Source organism: Streptococcus suis, assembly GCF_046032535.1.
GTDB lineage: Bacteria > Bacillota > Bacilli > Lactobacillales > Streptococcaceae > Streptococcus > Streptococcus suis_AK.
Window position 1 is genome coordinate 16683 of sequence record NZ_JARQPL010000027.1, and the last position, 17034, is coordinate 33716.

Annotated in this window: 14 protein-coding genes and 1 riboswitch; of the genes, 11 read left to right on the plus strand and 3 right to left on the minus strand. The window is 40.6% G+C overall.

Translation table 11 applies throughout. The features are described 5' to 3' along the window. Positions 1–46: 46 nt before the first annotated feature. Positions 47–142, minus strand: a riboswitch (TPP riboswitch). Positions 143–165: 23 nt separating this feature from the next. Further along, on the minus strand, positions 166–1020 hold the full coding sequence (locus tag P7J58_RS08470) for a glycoside hydrolase family 25 protein (RefSeq protein WP_105157003.1): 855 nt from the start codon (positions 1018–1020) through the stop codon (positions 166–168). A gap of 215 nt (positions 1021–1235) precedes the next feature. Here P7J58_RS08470 and P7J58_RS08475 point away from each other — a divergent pair, with 215 nt between their 5' ends. The 8 genes from P7J58_RS08475 to tpiA all read left to right on the plus strand — a co-directional run bounded on the left by P7J58_RS08475 (position 1236) and on the right by tpiA (position 9984). Further along, on the plus strand, positions 1236–1739 hold the full coding sequence (locus P7J58_RS08475) for a hypothetical protein (protein WP_032511426.1): 504 nt from the start codon (positions 1236–1238) through the stop codon (positions 1737–1739). After that, positions 1736–2101 (plus strand): DUF4430 domain-containing protein, encoded by a 366-nt coding sequence (locus tag P7J58_RS08480; protein ID WP_408556127.1) that lies wholly within the window; start codon positions 1736–1738, stop codon positions 2099–2101. The genes P7J58_RS08475 and P7J58_RS08480 overlap by 4 nt, the downstream gene beginning before the upstream one ends. A gap of 136 nt (positions 2102–2237) precedes the next feature. Then, positions 2238–3452, plus strand: coding sequence for a cell division peptidoglycan polymerase FtsW (ftsW, locus tag P7J58_RS08485; protein ID WP_029184922.1), 1215 nt, complete (start codon positions 2238–2240; stop codon positions 3450–3452). A gap of 20 nt (positions 3453–3472) precedes the next feature. Next, the gene (ppc, locus tag P7J58_RS08490) at positions 3473–6169 is read left to right on the plus strand and encodes a phosphoenolpyruvate carboxylase (protein WP_408556128.1); all 2697 of its coding nucleotides are present in this window, start codon (positions 3473–3475) and stop codon (positions 6167–6169) included. A gap of 115 nt (positions 6170–6284) precedes the next feature. After that, complete coding sequence (locus P7J58_RS08495) at positions 6285–6788, plus strand: RNA polymerase sigma factor (RefSeq protein WP_024397986.1); 504 nt, start codon at positions 6285–6287, stop codon at positions 6786–6788. Continuing rightward, on the plus strand, positions 6775–7737 hold the full coding sequence (locus P7J58_RS08500; protein ID WP_024378089.1) for an anti sigma factor C-terminal domain-containing protein: 963 nt from the start codon (positions 6775–6777) through the stop codon (positions 7735–7737). Before P7J58_RS08495 ends, P7J58_RS08500 begins: the two co-directional genes overlap by 14 nt. Positions 7738–7860: 123 nt before the next feature. Continuing rightward, positions 7861–9057, plus strand: coding sequence for an elongation factor Tu (gene tuf / locus P7J58_RS08505; protein ID WP_004298711.1), 1197 nt, complete (start codon positions 7861–7863; stop codon positions 9055–9057). 174 nt (positions 9058–9231) lie between these two features. Beyond that, a complete protein-coding gene (gene tpiA / locus P7J58_RS08510; RefSeq protein WP_004298713.1) occupies positions 9232–9984 on the plus strand; it encodes a triose-phosphate isomerase in 753 nt (250 codons plus the stop codon). Positions 9985–10256: 272 nt separating this feature from the next. Here the strand turns inward: tpiA and yidA are convergent, their stop codons facing one another. Together yidA and P7J58_RS08520 are read right to left on the minus strand one after the other, a co-directional pair. After that, positions 10257–11066 carry a sugar-phosphatase gene (gene yidA / locus P7J58_RS08515; protein WP_024386320.1) on the minus strand — a complete coding sequence of 270 codons (810 nt, stop codon included), beginning with the start codon at positions 11064–11066 and terminating at the stop codon, positions 10257–10259. Then, on the minus strand, positions 11056–12369 hold the full coding sequence (locus tag P7J58_RS08520) for an HD domain-containing protein (protein ID WP_332423069.1): 1314 nt from the start codon (positions 12367–12369) through the stop codon (positions 11056–11058). Before P7J58_RS08520 ends, yidA begins: the two co-directional genes overlap by 11 nt. 98 nt (positions 12370–12467) lie before the next feature. Here P7J58_RS08520 and P7J58_RS08525 point away from each other — a divergent pair, with 98 nt between their 5' ends. The 3 genes from P7J58_RS08525 (at position 12468) to P7J58_RS08535 (ending at position 16913) form a co-directional block, all read left to right on the plus strand. Then, positions 12468–13355 carry a sulfite exporter TauE/SafE family protein gene (locus P7J58_RS08525; protein ID WP_024419334.1) on the plus strand — a complete coding sequence of 296 codons (888 nt, stop codon included), beginning with the start codon at positions 12468–12470 and terminating at the stop codon, positions 13353–13355. A gap of 11 nt (positions 13356–13366) precedes the next feature. After that, complete coding sequence (locus tag P7J58_RS08530) at positions 13367–13753, plus strand: DUF1934 domain-containing protein (protein WP_172033142.1); 387 nt, start codon at positions 13367–13369, stop codon at positions 13751–13753. A gap of 475 nt (positions 13754–14228) precedes the next feature. Next, on the plus strand, positions 14229–16913 hold the full coding sequence (locus P7J58_RS08535) for a cation-translocating P-type ATPase (protein ID WP_408556129.1): 2685 nt from the start codon (positions 14229–14231) through the stop codon (positions 16911–16913). Positions 16914–17034: the final 121 nt, after the last annotated feature.

The following is a 17034-nucleotide window of genomic DNA, read 5'->3' on the forward strand; positions in this document are numbered from 1 at the left end:
TTGTAGATGGTCAACAAAGGAGTGTTTATAGCAGAGTATAGTATCATTCTATAAAGCACACAATTCCTACGCTAGTTTTAACTAGATCAGGTTCGAGGATTTCGCAGTCGCGATCTCAGCCGAAGCACTCCTTTGTGTAAATGTAATTAGTGAGATTATAACATTTTATTCAGGTGTTGTAAATAGTTTCTGATAAACTTCATTAGGATCCTTCAGGGTAGTAATAATGTTGAGGTCTAGGTGGTGCTCAAAGCCGTTTACATAACCACGTGAGGTATATTGGTGAAGATCGTAGTCCAAGTCAGTATTTGGAGCGGCATTGTAGTAGCCAGAATCATCACCGTATGTAGGAATCCAGACTGCATCAAATTTATCCACATTGATGCTGTGGTCTTCCATGAAATAGGTTCCGACGTAAATTCCAATGTTTTTAGCACCGAGAGTTTCTAACTCTTTTCGAAAAGCCTCCACTCCAGCATTCATATCATCCATGGTATATTCTTCAACGTCTAACCAATAGAAGGTTGGCTTGTATTTATTTGCGGCCTTATAAAAGCTTCGAGCTTCCTCCTGCATGCTCTCAATACTATTTCCCGTGACATAGGCATAGACAGCAACAGGAATATTTCTTGCCTGGAATTCTTTAATATGGGTATCAAAGGATTTATCTAACCCATTTTTATCAGTCGCTGTATTTTCGTTTTTAGTGTGTGAGCCACTTTGAATACGAACGATTGCGCCAGAAATGTTTTTGCTAAGGGTATCGTAGTCAATTTCAGACGGTCTCTGCCAAGCAGAAACGTCGACGATAGGTTTCATTTCGAGCGCATTTGCAATGTAATAACTTGAACTAGAATTTGTTGTTTTAGAACTTGTACTGGTGTTTGATTGTTTGACTGCGGGTTCATTAGCCACCTCCGTCTTATTCACAGTATTTCCAGTCACCCCAGTGATGAAAATAAGAGCAAAGAAGGATAGGAAAAAAACAACAACAATCATCGGATTTAGTTTCTTTCTCATCTCATCAATTCTACCGTAAAATCATGAAAAAATCAAAAAAATACGATTCAAGAAATAGTAAAGGGGACCTCTAAAAACTCCCAAAATTGCGAATTTGGAGTTACAAAAACCTTGTTAAATCAACATTTTAAATTTTAGAAAATTAGTTTTTAGAGGTCCCCTAAAAGATTATCTGAACTTGACATAATAAAGGGAATAGGGTAGGCTAAATTGGTATGCATGACAAAAGTGAAAAAGTAAGACGTGTTAGTCAGCTAGTTGTTCTGTCCTCTTTGACGATTGTTTTAAGGGTGGTTTTTGGGCCATTTCCCAATATAAAGCCTCTCACGGCTATTTTCCTCATTGTTCTGTCCTATTTCAGTTTGCTGGAGAGCTGGATATTGATGATACTAGTAATGGTAGGGAGTGGCTTGCTTTTTGGATTTGGCACAGTTGTTTTGTGGCAAGTTCTTAGTTTTGCTTTTATCCAATTTATATGGTGGTTGGTAATCGGTCCTTTTATCAAAAAAGAGAACATTCCCTTGTGGCTACAGAGTCTTCTGGCGGGGATTCTTGTCTTTTTGTATGGGCTAACGATAAGTTTTTTATCTGCTACACAGTTTGGGACTTCCCCTATCGTCTTTTGGCTTAATGGTCTAGTCTTTGATGGTTTACACGCTGCTTCAACAGTTTTGTTTTATCCAATTATTGATTATATTTTTAGGAGATTTTATAAATGAAAAAAATTAGTATTATGTTGATGGTTGTCTTCTCGCTCTTCTTGGCTGCTTGTACAAACACTACTGAGAAACAGAGTGACTCGGCTATCGAAGTCACTTTGCAGATTACAACCAAGGACAAAGAGGATCGTCAGGGAGTCACTGCGGAAGAAGGTGCTAGTGTCATGGATGTACTTAAAGAACATCATGATATTGTAGAAGACAATGGTTTGATAACAGAAATTGATGGTGTTAGCCAAGATACGAGTACCAATACATACTGGATGTATAAAGTTAATGGCCAAATGGCTGATAAAGGGGCGAAAGACCTTACAGTTGCGAATGAGGATGAAATTGAATTTTATCTTGAAACATTTGAATAGATATGAAAGGCTTCGGCCTTTTTCTTGTCGACAAAAGTTAGTTCCGAATGTTTGCAGAGCAACTTAGAAAGTGATAAGTATTTTTATACAAAGTATGCTATAATAAGAGCTATACTCGAAGAAGGTTGGATAAGCAATGAAGATTGACAAACGTCAGTTGTTGAATTACTCCATACTGATTCCCTATCTCATCTTATCGGTGATTGGGTTGGTCATGGTCTATTCGACAACCAGTGCTACGCAAATTATTAATGGTGGAAATCCATTTAAAACAGTGATTAACCAGGCAGGATTCTGGATTGTCAGCTTGGTAGCAATCTATACGATTTATCGTATGAAATTAAGTTTTTTACGCAAGAAAGCCGTTATCTATTCGGTTATTTTGGTAGAAGTATTTCTGTTAGCTATTTCTCGGTTGTTTACTCCGATTAACGGGGCTCATGGCTGGATTCCTCTGCCAATCGCAGGAACCTTGCAGCCGGCAGAATATTTGAAATTAATTATCATTTGGTATCTGGCACATGAGTTTGCAAAACAACAGGCGGATATTCGGACTTATGACTATGTATCGTTGATTAAAGGAAGTTGGATTCCGAAAGAGTTTACAGATTGGCGGGTGGTCAGTCTGCTCCTCCTAGGTCTAGTTGCGACACTGCCAGACTTGGGAAATGCGACGATTATTGTGCTGATTATGGTCGTGATGATTAGTGTGAGTGGGATTGCCTATCGCTGGTTTTCAACAGCGTTTTTGGGAATTGTGGCCGCCTCAACAGTTATTCTAGGGACTATTCGTATTTTGGGTGTAGAAACGGTGGAAAAAATTCCGCTCTTTGGTTATATTGCTCGTCGTTTCGCGGCCTATTTTGATCCATTTGGTAATGCCACCAATGCAGGTCTTCAATTGACTCATTCTTACTATGCGATGAGTAACGGTGGATGGCTTGGACGTGGCTTGGGAAATTCGATTGAGAAAAAGGGGTATCTACCAGAGGCCCACACCGACTTTGCGTTTTCGATTGTCATTGAAGAACTCGGTTTTGTCGGAGCTAGTTTAATTCTAGCCTTATTGTTCTTTTTGATTATTCGAATTATTATTGTAGGCGTCCGTGCTCGTAGTCCATTTAATGCGATGATGGCACTTGGAATGGCAGGTATGCTTTTGATTCAAACATTTGTCAATATCGGAGGAATCTCAGGAATTATTCCTGCAACGGGGGTAACTTTCCCCTTCTTGTCACAGGGTGGATCGAGTCTTTTGATTATTTCCATCGGGATAGGGTTTGTTTTGAATATTGATGCTAGTGAAAAACGTCGATTAATTGAAGAAGAAATAGAGCGTACGCTAATTTAGAGATAGGAAAGAGGTAGGAGATGGCTATTCAAAAATTAGAAAACTATAACAACAAGGAAGCAATCCGTGAAGAAGTAACGATTCTAACATCTATTTTGGAAGAAGTAGCAGCCCAAATGATGCCTGCAGAGACCTTTGCTAAAATTGTAGAATTATCTCAATTGTCTCGTCAGGATGATTATCAGGCATTGATTGCTATTATCAGTCAGTTGAATAATGATGAACTAGCAGTTATTTCTAGATACTTTGCTGTTTTGCCACTTTTGATTAATATATCAGAAGATGTTGACTTGGCCTATGAAATCAACCATCAAAACAATATTGAACAAGATTATCTTGGTAAGATTTCAACAACAATTGATATGGTTTCCAAACAAGAAAATGCAGCTGAAATCCTTGAAAAGTTGAATGTTGTTCCAGTCTTGACAGCCCATCCTACTCAGGTTCAACGCCAGTCTATGCTTGATTTAACCAAGCATATTCATGAGTTGCTTCGTCGTTATCGCGATGTAAAATTGGGCTTGCTCAATAAAAACAAATGGGAAGATGAGCTCCGTTGTTACATTGAAATTATCATGCAGACGGATATGATTCGTGAGAAGAAGTTGAAGGTAACCAACGAAATCACAAACGTTATGGAGTATTACAATTCTTCCTTTATTAAGGCTGTCACTAAGTTGCAGCGGGAATACAAACGTTTGGCTGCTGAGAAAGGAATCGTCTTAAATAATCCTCGTCCAATTACAATGGGTATGTGGATTGGGGGAGACCGTGATGGAAATCCATTTGTTACTGCAGAGACCTTGAAGCTGTCAGCCTTGACTCAGTGTGAAGTTATTATGAATTATTACGATGAGCAACTCTATAAACTCTATCGGAATTTTTCGCTCTCAACTTCCATTGTAAATGTATCTACAGCGGTTAAGATGCTGGCGGATTTATCTGAAGATAGTTCTGTCTACCGTGAAAATGAGCCTTATCGTCGTGCTTTTCACTATATTCAGATGAAACTTGCAAATACAAGAGATTATCTAGTTCACAATAAGCCGTCAGATGTCCGCTATAGTAATGTAGCCGAGTTTAAAGCTGATTTATTAGCCATCAAACAATCTTTGGTCGAAAATAAATCTATGGCGCTATTGAAAGGTGATTTTACAGAATTACTTGAAGCGGTCGAAGCGTTTGGTTTCTACCTAGCTAGTATCGATATGCGCCAAGACTCTTCTATTCATGAAGCAAGTGTTGCGGAGCTATTGGCCTCTGCCCGTATCGTAGAAGACTACTCCAGTTTATCTGAGGAAGCTAAATGCCATGTTCTTTTGAAACAGTTGGAAACAGATCCACGCATTCTTTCTGCAACGCACATGCCAAAGTCAGAACAATTAGAAAAAGAATTGGCCATCTTTGCTGCTGCGCGTGAATTGAAAGATAAGCTAGGTGAGGAAATCATCAAGCAACATATTATTTCACACTCGGAGAGTGTTTCTGATTTGCTGGAATTAGCTGTCCTATTAAAAGAAGTTGGTCTAGTAGATGTCGATAAGGCCCGTGTTCAGATTGTTCCACTTTTTGAGACAATCGAGGACTTAGATAATGCACCTGATACCATGCGTCAATATCTGCAATTAGATTTGGCGAAACGTTGGATTGCAGGCAATAAATACTACCAAGAAATCATGCTTGGCTACTCAGATTCCAACAAGGATGGTGGCTACCTATCCTCCGGCTGGACACTCTACAAAGCACAGAATGAATTGACGCAAATTGGTCAAGACTACGGAGTAAACATCACCTTCTTCCACGGTCGTGGAGGGACTGTTGGTCGTGGTGGTGGTCCTTCCTACGATGCGATTACATCTCAGCCATTTGGTTCTATCAAGGACCGGCTTCGTTTGACAGAACAAGGCGAAGTGATAGGCAATAAATACGGTAACAAAGACGCAGCCTACTATAATTTAGAAATGCTGGTATCTGCAACGCTTGACCGTATGGTTACACAAATGATTACCGATCCAAATGAAATCGATGGCTATCGCGAAACCATGGATGAAATTGTATCAGATAGCTATCGTATTTATAGAGATCTTGTGTTCAACAATCCACATTTTTATGATTATTTCTTTGCCGCTAGTCCAATTCGTGAAGTATCAAGCCTGAACATTGGCTCACGTCCTGCGGCTCGAAAAACCATCACAGAAATCGGTGGTTTGCGTGCGATTCCATGGGTATTCTCCTGGTCACAAAACCGTGTCATGTTGCCAGGGTGGTATGGTGTTGGTTCAAGTTTCAAACGCTTTATTGATAAGAACCCTGATAATTTGTCTAAGTTACAAAAAATGTACGAATCCTGGCCATTCTTCCGTTCACTTCTATCAAACGTGGATATGGTATTGTCTAAATCCAATATGAATATCGCATTTGAATATGCTAAAATGTGTGAAAGCGAAGAGGTACGAAATATCTTCCATGTCATTTTGGATGAGTGGCAGTTGACCAAAGAAATTATTTTGTCAATCGAGCAAAATGATGAGCTTTTAGCAGAACTACCGTTCCTAAAAGCTAGTCTTGATCATCGCATGCCGTATTTCAACGTACTTAACTATATTCAGATTGAGTTGATTAACCGCCTTCGTCGTGGAGAACTCAGCAAGGAACAAGAAAGCTTGATTCACATCACCATCAACGGTGTGGCAACAGGTTTACGAAATTCTGGTTAATCTTATTTAAGCAACTTCTTCGGAGGTTGCTTTTTTAATACGGTAAAGGATATAATATTTTTAAAAAATGTGTAACCAAACACATTTTCATTCGTTTTATCAGTGAAGGGAGGGGATAAGTATCAAACTAGATCAATATGAAAAAGAAATTATTGGTATTGCAGAGGAGATTTCCTACTATTTGCAAAAATCAGGAGCCGGCCCAGCTGACAGTCAGGATATTGCCCAAGATGTTCTAGTCAAATTGCTTGAATCTGATATTGTCCTTCCTTTCGAAAAACTAAGAGCTTGGCTTTACCGATCTGCAGTTCGGGCTTACATTGACAAATACAGGCGAGACAAGCGCTACCATGAAATTTTACAAAAGGAGTTTTTTACACCTGAAAATTTTTTGGTCTATGACCAAGAAGATTATGAGGAACTCTATCAAGCTGTTGCAGACCTGCCAGAAAAATACCAGCAAGTGATTGACTTATACTACTTCCAAGATATGAGTGTCAAAGAGATTGCGCATATTTTAGGTGCTGGTCAAAGTTGGGTGAAAATCAGCCTTTACCGTGGACGCAAACAGTTGAGGAAAGCACTAGAAGAGAGAGGATATGACTATGAAGACTTTTGAAGAAGTGACAAAAAAGAGTAAGCGGAAGAATTTATGGAAGACCGTTGGGCTTAGTAGTATAGTGGGAATTGTTTTACTATTATCCAGTCTCTATGCCCTCCGTTTGTTTTCTAACTATCGGAGTCAGCAGGCACAGGAGCATTTTAATCGTGTCCTTCAGGTAACCTATCCAAATGTAGATGTGGAACGATTCTATGTTAATGAAATAGGAATTGTTTCAGGCTATGTTGATTATAATTTATCAAAGGATTTGGCAGGTGTGCCTTTTGCGTTTGGGCATCTGGAAGTAGATTATAACTTATATGGAATCTTTGCTAATTTTGGTCAGTATTTCCCAGAGGGTTCTGAAGAATATTACTACCACCAAGATAGCAACAGCAAGTTACCGATCTTTTACAATACTAAAACAGCTTCTGGCCGTCAGGAATTATCCTATACTAAGGAGATGAAAGGGCAGCTAATAGAAGTGGCCATTACCTTTGATAAGAAATATACATTAGCAGAGATAAGGAACATGGTCCCAAATAACCTCAAAAAGAATTGGTATTGGATTGGGACGGAAAAATCTCAGCTGAGAACAGAATACTTATCCCTAGTCAGTCTATTCGGCATGGATTCCGAACAACTACAAGCAGTGACAGCAGAAGTAGCCACAGATGACCTTGTTCCTTATACAAGCCCCCTTACTGTGATGAAAGAATTGGTGGACTACCAAGGCGATTACGCCCTCTCTCCTGAAATCAAGGGTGATGTACAAGCTTATGTCAACAAATTCGGCGACACCGACTTCACCCAGCAAGCAGAGATTGATAGATTAGAATTCGCAGGCATTATTCTCACAGGCAGAGCAGAAGACTTTGTAGAGCTAGAAAATGCCGACTGGATCTACGCTTCCAGCATCGGAGCCAGTGTCCAAAATCAGCCCTATTATCAGCTAGATGTGGAATAAATCAGAAAAACGGTAGAAAATGCTTGCAATTCTGCTACAATTTGATAGAATAGTAAGGTAAAGTTAGACCGTATTGCCTACTGTCTATCTATAAAATATATTTTATTGGAGGCTTTTACCAAAATGGCAAAAGAAAAATACGATCGTAGTAAACCCCACGTTAACATTGGTACAATTGGACACGTTGACCACGGTAAAACTACTTTGACAGCAGCTATCACAACTGTATTGGCACGTCGCTTGCCTTCATCAGTTAACCAACCTAAAGACTATGCGTCTATCGATGCTGCTCCAGAAGAGCGCGAGCGCGGTATCACTATCAACACTGCACACGTTGAGTACGAAACTGAAAAACGTCACTATGCTCACATCGACGCTCCAGGACACGCGGACTACGTTAAAAACATGATCACTGGTGCTGCTCAGATGGACGGTGCGATTCTTGTAGTAGCTTCAACTGACGGTCCAATGCCACAAACTCGTGAGCACATCCTTCTTTCACGTCAGGTTGGTGTTAAACACCTTATCGTCTTCATGAACAAAGTTGACTTGGTTGACGATGAAGAATTGCTTGAGTTGGTTGAAATGGAAATCCGTGACCTTCTTTCAGAATACGATTTCCCAGGTGATGATCTTCCAGTTATCCAAGGTTCAGCTCTTAAAGCTCTTGAAGGTGACACTAAGTACGAAGACATCGTTATGGAATTGATGAACACTGTTGATGAGTACATTCCAGAACCAGAACGCGACACTGACAAACCATTGCTGCTTCCAGTCGAAGACGTATTCTCAATCACTGGTCGTGGTACTGTAGCATCAGGACGTATCGACCGTGGTACAGTTCGTGTTAACGACGAAATCGAAATCGTTGGTCTTCAAGAAGAAAAATCTAAAGCAGTTGTTACTGGTGTTGAAATGTTCCGTAAACAACTTGACGAAGGTCTTGCCGGCGATAACGTTGGTGTGCTTCTTCGTGGTGTACAACGTGATGAAATCGAACGTGGTCAAGTTATCTCTAAACCAGGTTCTATCAACCCACACACTAAATTCAAAGGTGAAGTTTACATCCTTACTAAAGAAGAAGGTGGACGTCACACTCCATTCTTCGACAACTACCGTCCACAGTTCTACTTCCGTACAACTGACGTAACTGGTTCAATCAAATTGCCAGAAGGTACTGAAATGGTAATGCCTGGTGATAACGTTACTATCGACGTTGAATTGATCCACCCAATCGCCGTTGAACAAGGTACTACTTTCTCTATCCGTGAAGGTGGACGTACTGTTGGTTCAGGTATGGTTACAGAAATCGAAGCTTAATTCGATTGAGTTCCCAGAAATAACAATTATAGTCAGACAACTTAATTGTAACTCTCTACTTTCGGGTAGAGAGTTTTTCTGTAAGTATTCATAAAATGCACAGAAATTCTTTAATCTTAGCTAAGTTTATGCTATAATGTACCTTGTACAATAAATATAGAAGAGGTAAGTGAAATGTCACGTAAACCAATCATTGCCGGTAACTGGAAAATGAACAAAAATCCTCAAGAAGCACAAGCATTCGTTGAGGCTATTGCAGGAAAATTGCCTGCAGGAGACAAAATTGAAGCAGCTATCGCAGCTCCAGCTGTAGATTTGAACGCTCTTTTGTGGTTCGCTAAAGATTCTGAATTGAAAGTTGCTGCTCAAAACTGCTACTTTGAAGATGCTGGTGCCTTCACTGGTGAAACATCTCCAAAAGTATTGGCTGAAATGGGTGTTAACTATGTTGTTATCGGTCACTCAGAGCGTCGTGATTACTTCCACGAAACTGATGAAGATATTAATAAAAAAGCTCATGCAATCTTCCGTAACGGTTTGACTCCAATCATTTGTTGTGGTGAGTCACTTGAAACTTACGAAGCTGGCAAAGCAGTTGAATTCGTAGGTGCACAAGTTTCTGCAGCTTTGAAAGACTTGACTGCTGAACAAGTAGCATCACTTGTTATTGCTTACGAGCCAATCTGGGCAATCGGTACTGGTAAATCAGCTACTAAAGACGATGCACAAAACATGTGTAAAGCTGTCCGTGACGTTGTTGCTGCTGATTTCGGTCAAGAAGTTGCAGACAAGGTTCGCGTTCAATACGGTGGTTCTGTAAACCCATCAAACGTTGCTGAATACATGGCATGTCCAGACGTTGACGGTGCGCTTGTTGGTGGTGCATCACTTGAAGCAGAAAGCTTCTTGGCTTTGTTGAACTTCTAATGTAGTCATTTAGTTTTTCTTTTATTACTTCGACGTAAGAGGAAACTCCGTTTCCTTATTTCCAACTTCAAACACTCCACTGGATTGTTTGAACTCGCTTTGCCGCACTCTGCAGGGGTGACTTGCTCCGCAAGTGCTATCTCCAACCTTGCACAGTCACTCGACTGTACAAGCTGTCTGCAGCTTGTTACCTAGTACTAAAAGTAAACTAAAAGATTATAACAAAAAGCATCGGATTTTGAATTCGATGCTTTTTGTTATATTTTAAGAGGCTATTTCAGTACCCATTCTCTCAGAGCGTGGGCTACACCGCTCTCATCATTTGACTTCGTAATGTATTTGGCGATTTTCTTCAATTCAGGATTTCCGTTTTCCATGACAACAGGATTACCAACAACTTCCAACATTGGACGGTCATTTTCTTGGTCACCGATGGCCATGGTTTGATCCATTGTTAGTCCAAGCTTCTCAGCTAGATGAATGATAGCTTGTCCCTTGTTAACAGTTTTAGGGGTAATTTCCAAATAAAATGGTGCTGATTTTGCTACGTTGTACTTCTCAGTCAAGCTAGTCGGTAGAAGTGGAATAGCAGCATCAAGAATTTCTGGCTCATCAACCATCATTGTTTTGATGATTTCCTTGTCAGCCATTTCTTCAGGAGTGCGATAGAAAATGGGTGCACTTACTAATGTGGATTCGTAAATGGTGTATTTACCGATGTTACGGTTAGCAGTATAGATGCCTTCCTTGGTGCTGGCATGCATTGGGAGCATGAGTTTACGGGCAGCAGATTCGATGTCGAGATAATCCTCATAAGTCAAGGTATCTTTGACAATATCCTCACCAGTTGCTGCATCTTGGACTAAGCCACCGTTAAAAGTGATGACGTAGTCACCTGCTTCTGTAAGATTGAGTTCTTCTAAAATTGCTTGAACACCGGAAATGGGGCGACCAGTAGCAATAACAATTTTAACGCCTGCTTTCTTTGCTTCTTGGATTGCTGAGTGTACTTCAGCTGTAATTTGGTGTTGACTATTTAGTAGTGTACCATCAATATCGATGGCGACAAGTTTAATGCTCATTTGATTCTCCAATTATAAAATGATCGTTATGTATGTGGCTGTTAAAATCAGCTATTTGAGGTGCGAAAATTCCTGTTTCTTCTAACATTTCTTTTGGGAAATAGAAGCGACTATCGCCATGGATTGTGCCTGATAAGGAATGGACAATTGGTGATAGAGAGGATAGTTCTACCAAGGTTTCATCTTTGCGATAAATCTCAATTTGAGTCCGTTTCTTTTCTGCATTCGGTCGGTAAATATCATACGGCAAATCAAAGTTGTGGTGAATAGCAGTATAGTATTCTGGAACGAATCCGACGTCTGCGACCAGGCTACGCAGGCGGTCCAAAGCTTCCTCTTCTTCGGCCTTGAAAGTGATGGATTTGAGCACTTTCCTATTGATATAGCGCTGGGCTAAGTCAGATAATATACGATCTGGTCCATCTATCCATGATTGAAAGTAAGTATTCATAACTCCATCATCAAGACTGAGGTAGTCGGTTAGACGGATACGATGCTCAAAAAAGGGTAATAGCCGAGGTGAAGTTCGTGCAAAAAACTCCTGTTCACTAGTATATAGTAGTTTGGCACGATTGAGTAAATTCTGCAATAGGACTTCCATAGAGCGGCTTGCTGGATGAAAATAGACTTGCATGTACATTTGGTAGCGGCTGAGAACGTAGTCTTCTACTGCATGCATACCAGATTCTTTGAAGGCAATTCCATTTTCTGTCGGGCGAATGACACGTAATATTCTAGTTAGGTCAAATTCACCATAGTTCGCACCTGTGAAGTAGGAATCTCGTAATAGATAATCCATCCGGTCAACATCAATCTGGCTCGAAATGAGTTGAACGACCTGTTTATTTGGATAGGTGTGTTTGATAACACTAGCAACCTTGTCTGGAAACTCAGGTGAAACTTGTTTCAACAGAGCATTGATTTCCGTTTCTGGACTAGTAATAATAGCACAGGTCATTTCCTCATGGTCTGTATCAAATAGACGCTCGAAAGTATGAGAATAGGCTCCGTGTCCGACATCATGGAGTAGCGCAGCAACCATGGTCAGTAGGGACTCATTTGTATCCCAGATTTGTGGATACTTGTCTTCAAATTTTTGAGTAATCCGTCTGGCGATTTCGTAGGCGCCAAGGCAGTGCGAAAAGCGACTATGCTCGCCACCATGGAAGGTATAGGAAGTAGTCCCTAGTTGCTTGATGCGGCGTAGTCGCTGAAATTCTTTTGTATTGATAAGTTTATAAATCAGCTCATGATCAACATGTACATAGTTATGAACTGGATCGCGAAATACTTTTTCTATCATAGTTTCATTATAACAAAAAAGGGAGATAAATTCCTGATTTTTCTAAAACACAAGGATATTGCTATGTACCAAATAGAATCTTTTGGTATAATGAAGAGATGAATAATCAAATTATCTTATTAACTATTCAGGTCTTTATTGTAGCCCTAATTCTTTGGATGCTTTACACAATTCTATCCTATGCTAAAAAGCACGATATTTCTCTAAAAGAGAAATTTTGGACAGGATTTGGTATAGGTTATGTTACTGATTTGCTAGACACCTTGGGGATTGGAACCTTTGCAACGACAACCACTATGTTTAAACTGACAAAGTTGGTGGAAGACGATCGTAAAATTCCTGCGACCATGACAACGGCGCACATCATACCAGTCTTAGTAGAGGCGCTATTGTTTATTACGATAGTTGAGGTTGATATGGTCACTCTGATTGCTATGGCAGCAGCGGCATTCACGGGTGCCTTTGTTGGTGCCAAGGTAACTCAAAAATGGGATACAAAGAAAGTTCAACGAATTCTTGGGATTTTACTAATTATTGCAGCCTGTTTCATGGTCTATCGCATGATTACTAACCCTGGCGCAGATCTTACTAATGAAGTAAAGGGCTTAACTGGTTGGAAACTGGCTGTTGGTATTGCCTTTGATTTTATGGTGGGGATGCTGATGAGTATGGGACTGGGTAACTATGCTCCTGAGTTAATTTTCTTCTCCTTGATGGGGATCAGTCCTGCGGTCGCTCTTCCAGTTATGATGCTGAACGCTGCGATGATCATGACTGCTGGTGCCAAGCAGTTTATCCAATCAGGACGAGTAAACTGGCCAGGAGTTCCAGGAATCATTGTCGGTGGGGTGCTAGGTGTTTTGACAGCCGCTTTCTTCCTATCAAATTTGGATATTAATAATTTGAAAATTTTAGTTGTCTTCGTTGCAGCGTATACAGGCTTTACTCTGCTTCGTTCATCCTTTGTTACTAGGATTAAAAAATAGTAGGAGGAACTATGGATATTCATTTACGAAATGAAATTGATCTGGACGGGCAGATTGAGGTAGTGGATCAGCAATTTCAAGTGGAAGTTAAGGAAAAAGATGGGAATCTCTATCTCATTTATAGTAACGATGAAGCTGAAAAAGTTGTCATAAAATGTGACGAAGAAGAGTTAGTGATGACACGTTTTTCCACTCCGAAGTCTATTATGCGATTCATTTCTGGTAAAGAAGCTATTGTGACCATTCCTACACCGTTAGGAATCCAGCATTTTGTGACCGATACAAAACGTTACCAATTAAACCGTTCGGATCAAAGTGTCCAGTTGCAATATGAATTAAAGGGATTGGAGAACCAGCAGCTTTTTGCTTCCTATAATTTGGAAATCTCGTGGAAATAATCTCTTATTTCCAGAAAAATATTCTTGAATTTCTCGGGATTTTTGATATAATAGTTAACAAATCGAGGGAGTAGCTAGCGGAAAATTCCGTGATATTGTCGTCAATCCGACTTGTTTCCGGCAATATATTAAATAGCGAGACTTGTTTTAGAACCTGTCTTCGCAAGTAAGGTATTTTTAGATAAGAGATAGTTTTTTGTCTATCAAGGCAGTTTTTTGAAGGAATACTGACTGTATTTCTAAAAAAACTAATACTCAATGAAAATCAAAGTCAGGCTAGGCGATGCCGATGCGGATTGAACTAAGGTTCATCAATTCAAGTCAACAACGCCTGAGTTTGATTTTCGAAGAGTATAAAGATGAGTGACAGAAAACTAGCCCTAGATAGAAGTGCCGAGCTGTGAAGAGAGGTTCTCATTAAACAGGTCTCTTTTTTATTTGTTAGGTAAAAAAGGGACCGAGAAGGAGAAGGAAATTGTCAAAAGAACAAAAACGCGATTTGTTTTATACACAGAGCGAAGAGCAAGTATTGTCAAGCATGGGGTCTTCTTTGGACGGTTTGTCTAGTGATGAGGCAAGCAAACGTCTAGCAGACTACGGTCGTAACGAATTGGATGAGGGTGAAAAACGCACACTCTTAGCTAAATTCTTGGATCAGTTCAAAGACTTGATGATTATTATTTTGATTGCAGCAGCAATCTTGACGGTGATTACAGAAGGTTCACACGGTTTGACAGATGCCATTATCATCTTGGCCGTGGTTATCTTGAACGCTGCCTTTGGTGTTTATCAAGAGGGTCAAGCTGAGGCAGCCATTGAGGCGCTAAAAAACATGTCAAGCCCAGTTGCGCGTGCGCTTCGTGACAATCATGTAGTCGAAGTTGATTCTAAAGACTTGGTACCAGGTGACATCGTCTTGCTTGAAGCAGGTGATGTTGTCCCTGCTGATATGCGTTTGTTGGAAGCTAACTCCCTCAAAATCGAAGAAGCTGCTCTTACAGGTGAGTCTGTACCAGTTGATAAAGATTTGTCAGCAGTTTTGGCTGAAGATGCACCGATTGGTGACCGTGTCAACATGGCCTACCAGAACTCAAACGTTACTTACGGCCGTGGTCTTGGTGTGGTTACAAATACAGGTATGTACACAGAGGTTGGGCACATCGCTGGCATGCTTGCTAATGCTGACGAGACTGATACACCATTGAAACAAAACTTGCACCAGTTATCAAAAGTCTTGACATACGCAGTTCTTGTCATTGCAGCGGTAACGATGGCTGTTTCAGTCTTCGTACGTGGAGAAGGTATCTTGCCTGCTCTTATGACTTCTGTAGCTCTTGCGGTTGCTGCCATTCCAGAAGGTTTGCCAGCTATTGTAACGGTTGTCCTTTCACTTGGTACTCAAGTATTGGCTAAGCGTAATTCTATCATCCGTAAGTTGCCTGCTGTTGAGACTCTTGGTTCAACAGAAATCATAGCTTCAGATAAAACTGGTACTTTGACTATGAACCAGATGACTGTTGAAAAAGTCTATACAAACGGTCAATTGGTGGATGCTAAAGAAGCTTTGGATGCAAGCAATACAACGCTTCGTGTTATGAACTTTGCCAATGATACAAAAGTTGACCCAACTGGTAAATTGATCGGTGACCCAACGGAAACGGCACTTGTTCAATTTGGTTTGGATCAAAACTTTGACGTTCGTGAAGTCTTGGTATCTGAGCCTCGTGTGGCTGAATTGCCATTTGACTCAACACGTAAATTGATGTCAACTGTTCACCAACAAGCTGCTGGAAACTTCTTTGTAGCTGTTAAAGGTGCCCCAGACCAATTGCTCAAACGTGTAACGCAAATTGAAGAAAACGGTACAATCCGTCCGATTACCGATGCGGATAAACAAGCCATTCTTGCCACTAACAAGGACTTGGCTAAACAAGCCCTTCGTGTCTTGATGATGGCATACAAGTATGTTGATGCTATTCCTGAATTGGAATCTGACGTTGTTGAAAATGATCTTGTCTTCTCAGGTTTGGTAGGTATGATTGACCCTGAGCGTCCTGAAGCAGCGGAAGCAGTTCGTGTTGCTAAGGAAGCGGGTATCCGTCCAATCATGATTACGGGTGACCACCAAGATACTGCTGAGGCGATTGCCAAACGTCTTGGTATCATCGATGAAAATGACACCGAAGACCATGTCTTCACTGGTGCAGAACTCAATGAATTGACAGATGAAGAGTTCCAAAAAGTCTTCAAGCAATATTCTGTATACGCTCGTGTATCTCCAGAACATAAGGTTCGTATCGTTAAGGCTTGGCAAAATGATGGTAAGGTTGTTGCTATGACTGGTGACGGTGTTAACGATGCGCCATCACTTAAGACTGCCGACATCGGTATCGGTATGGGGATTACAGGTACGGAAGTTTCGAAAGGTGCTTCTGATATGGTCCTTGCAGATGATAACTTTGCAACTATCATTGTGGCGGTGGAAGAAGGACGTAAGGTCTTCTCAAACATCCAAAAAACCATCCAGTATCTCTTGTCAGCTAACACTGCTGAGGTATTGTGTATCTTCCTTGCAACCCTCTTCGGTTGGGACGTGTTGGAGCCAGTTCATCTTCTTTGGATCAACTTGGTAACAGATACTCTTCCAGCGATTGCCCTTGGTGTTGAACCTGCTGAACCAGGTATTATGACACACAAACCTCGTGGACGCAATTCAAGCTTTTTCTCAGGTGGTGTCTTGAGTTCGATTATCTATCAAGGTATCCTACAGACCGCTTTGGTATTGGGTGTCTATGGATTTGCCCTGCTTTACCCAGAACACAGCATTTATGAAGAAATCCATGCAGATGCTTTGACAATGGCTTACGTGACATTAGGTTTGATCCAACTGGTTCATGCATACAATGTTAAGTCTGTTTATCAGTCCGTTTTCACAGTTGGTTTGTTCAAAAATAAACTCTTCAACTGGTCAATTCCATTTGCTTTCCTTTTGTTAATGGCGACAATCGTTGTTCCAGGATTTAGCAATTTCTTCCATGTATCCGTTCTCTCTCCAACCCAGTGGTTGGTAACCATTATTGGTTCAGGCCTCATGGTTGTCGTTGTAGAAATTGTTAAATTTGTTCAACGTAAGTTGGGATTGGATGAAAAAGCTATCTAATATAGTTATTCAGCTTATCTTTTATTACTTCGTTAACTCGCCTTGGGAGTGGGAAAGAACTCAACTAGTCAAAAACATACTAAGATTAGTAGTGAGGAAATCTCCGACGGGAGAGAGTAGT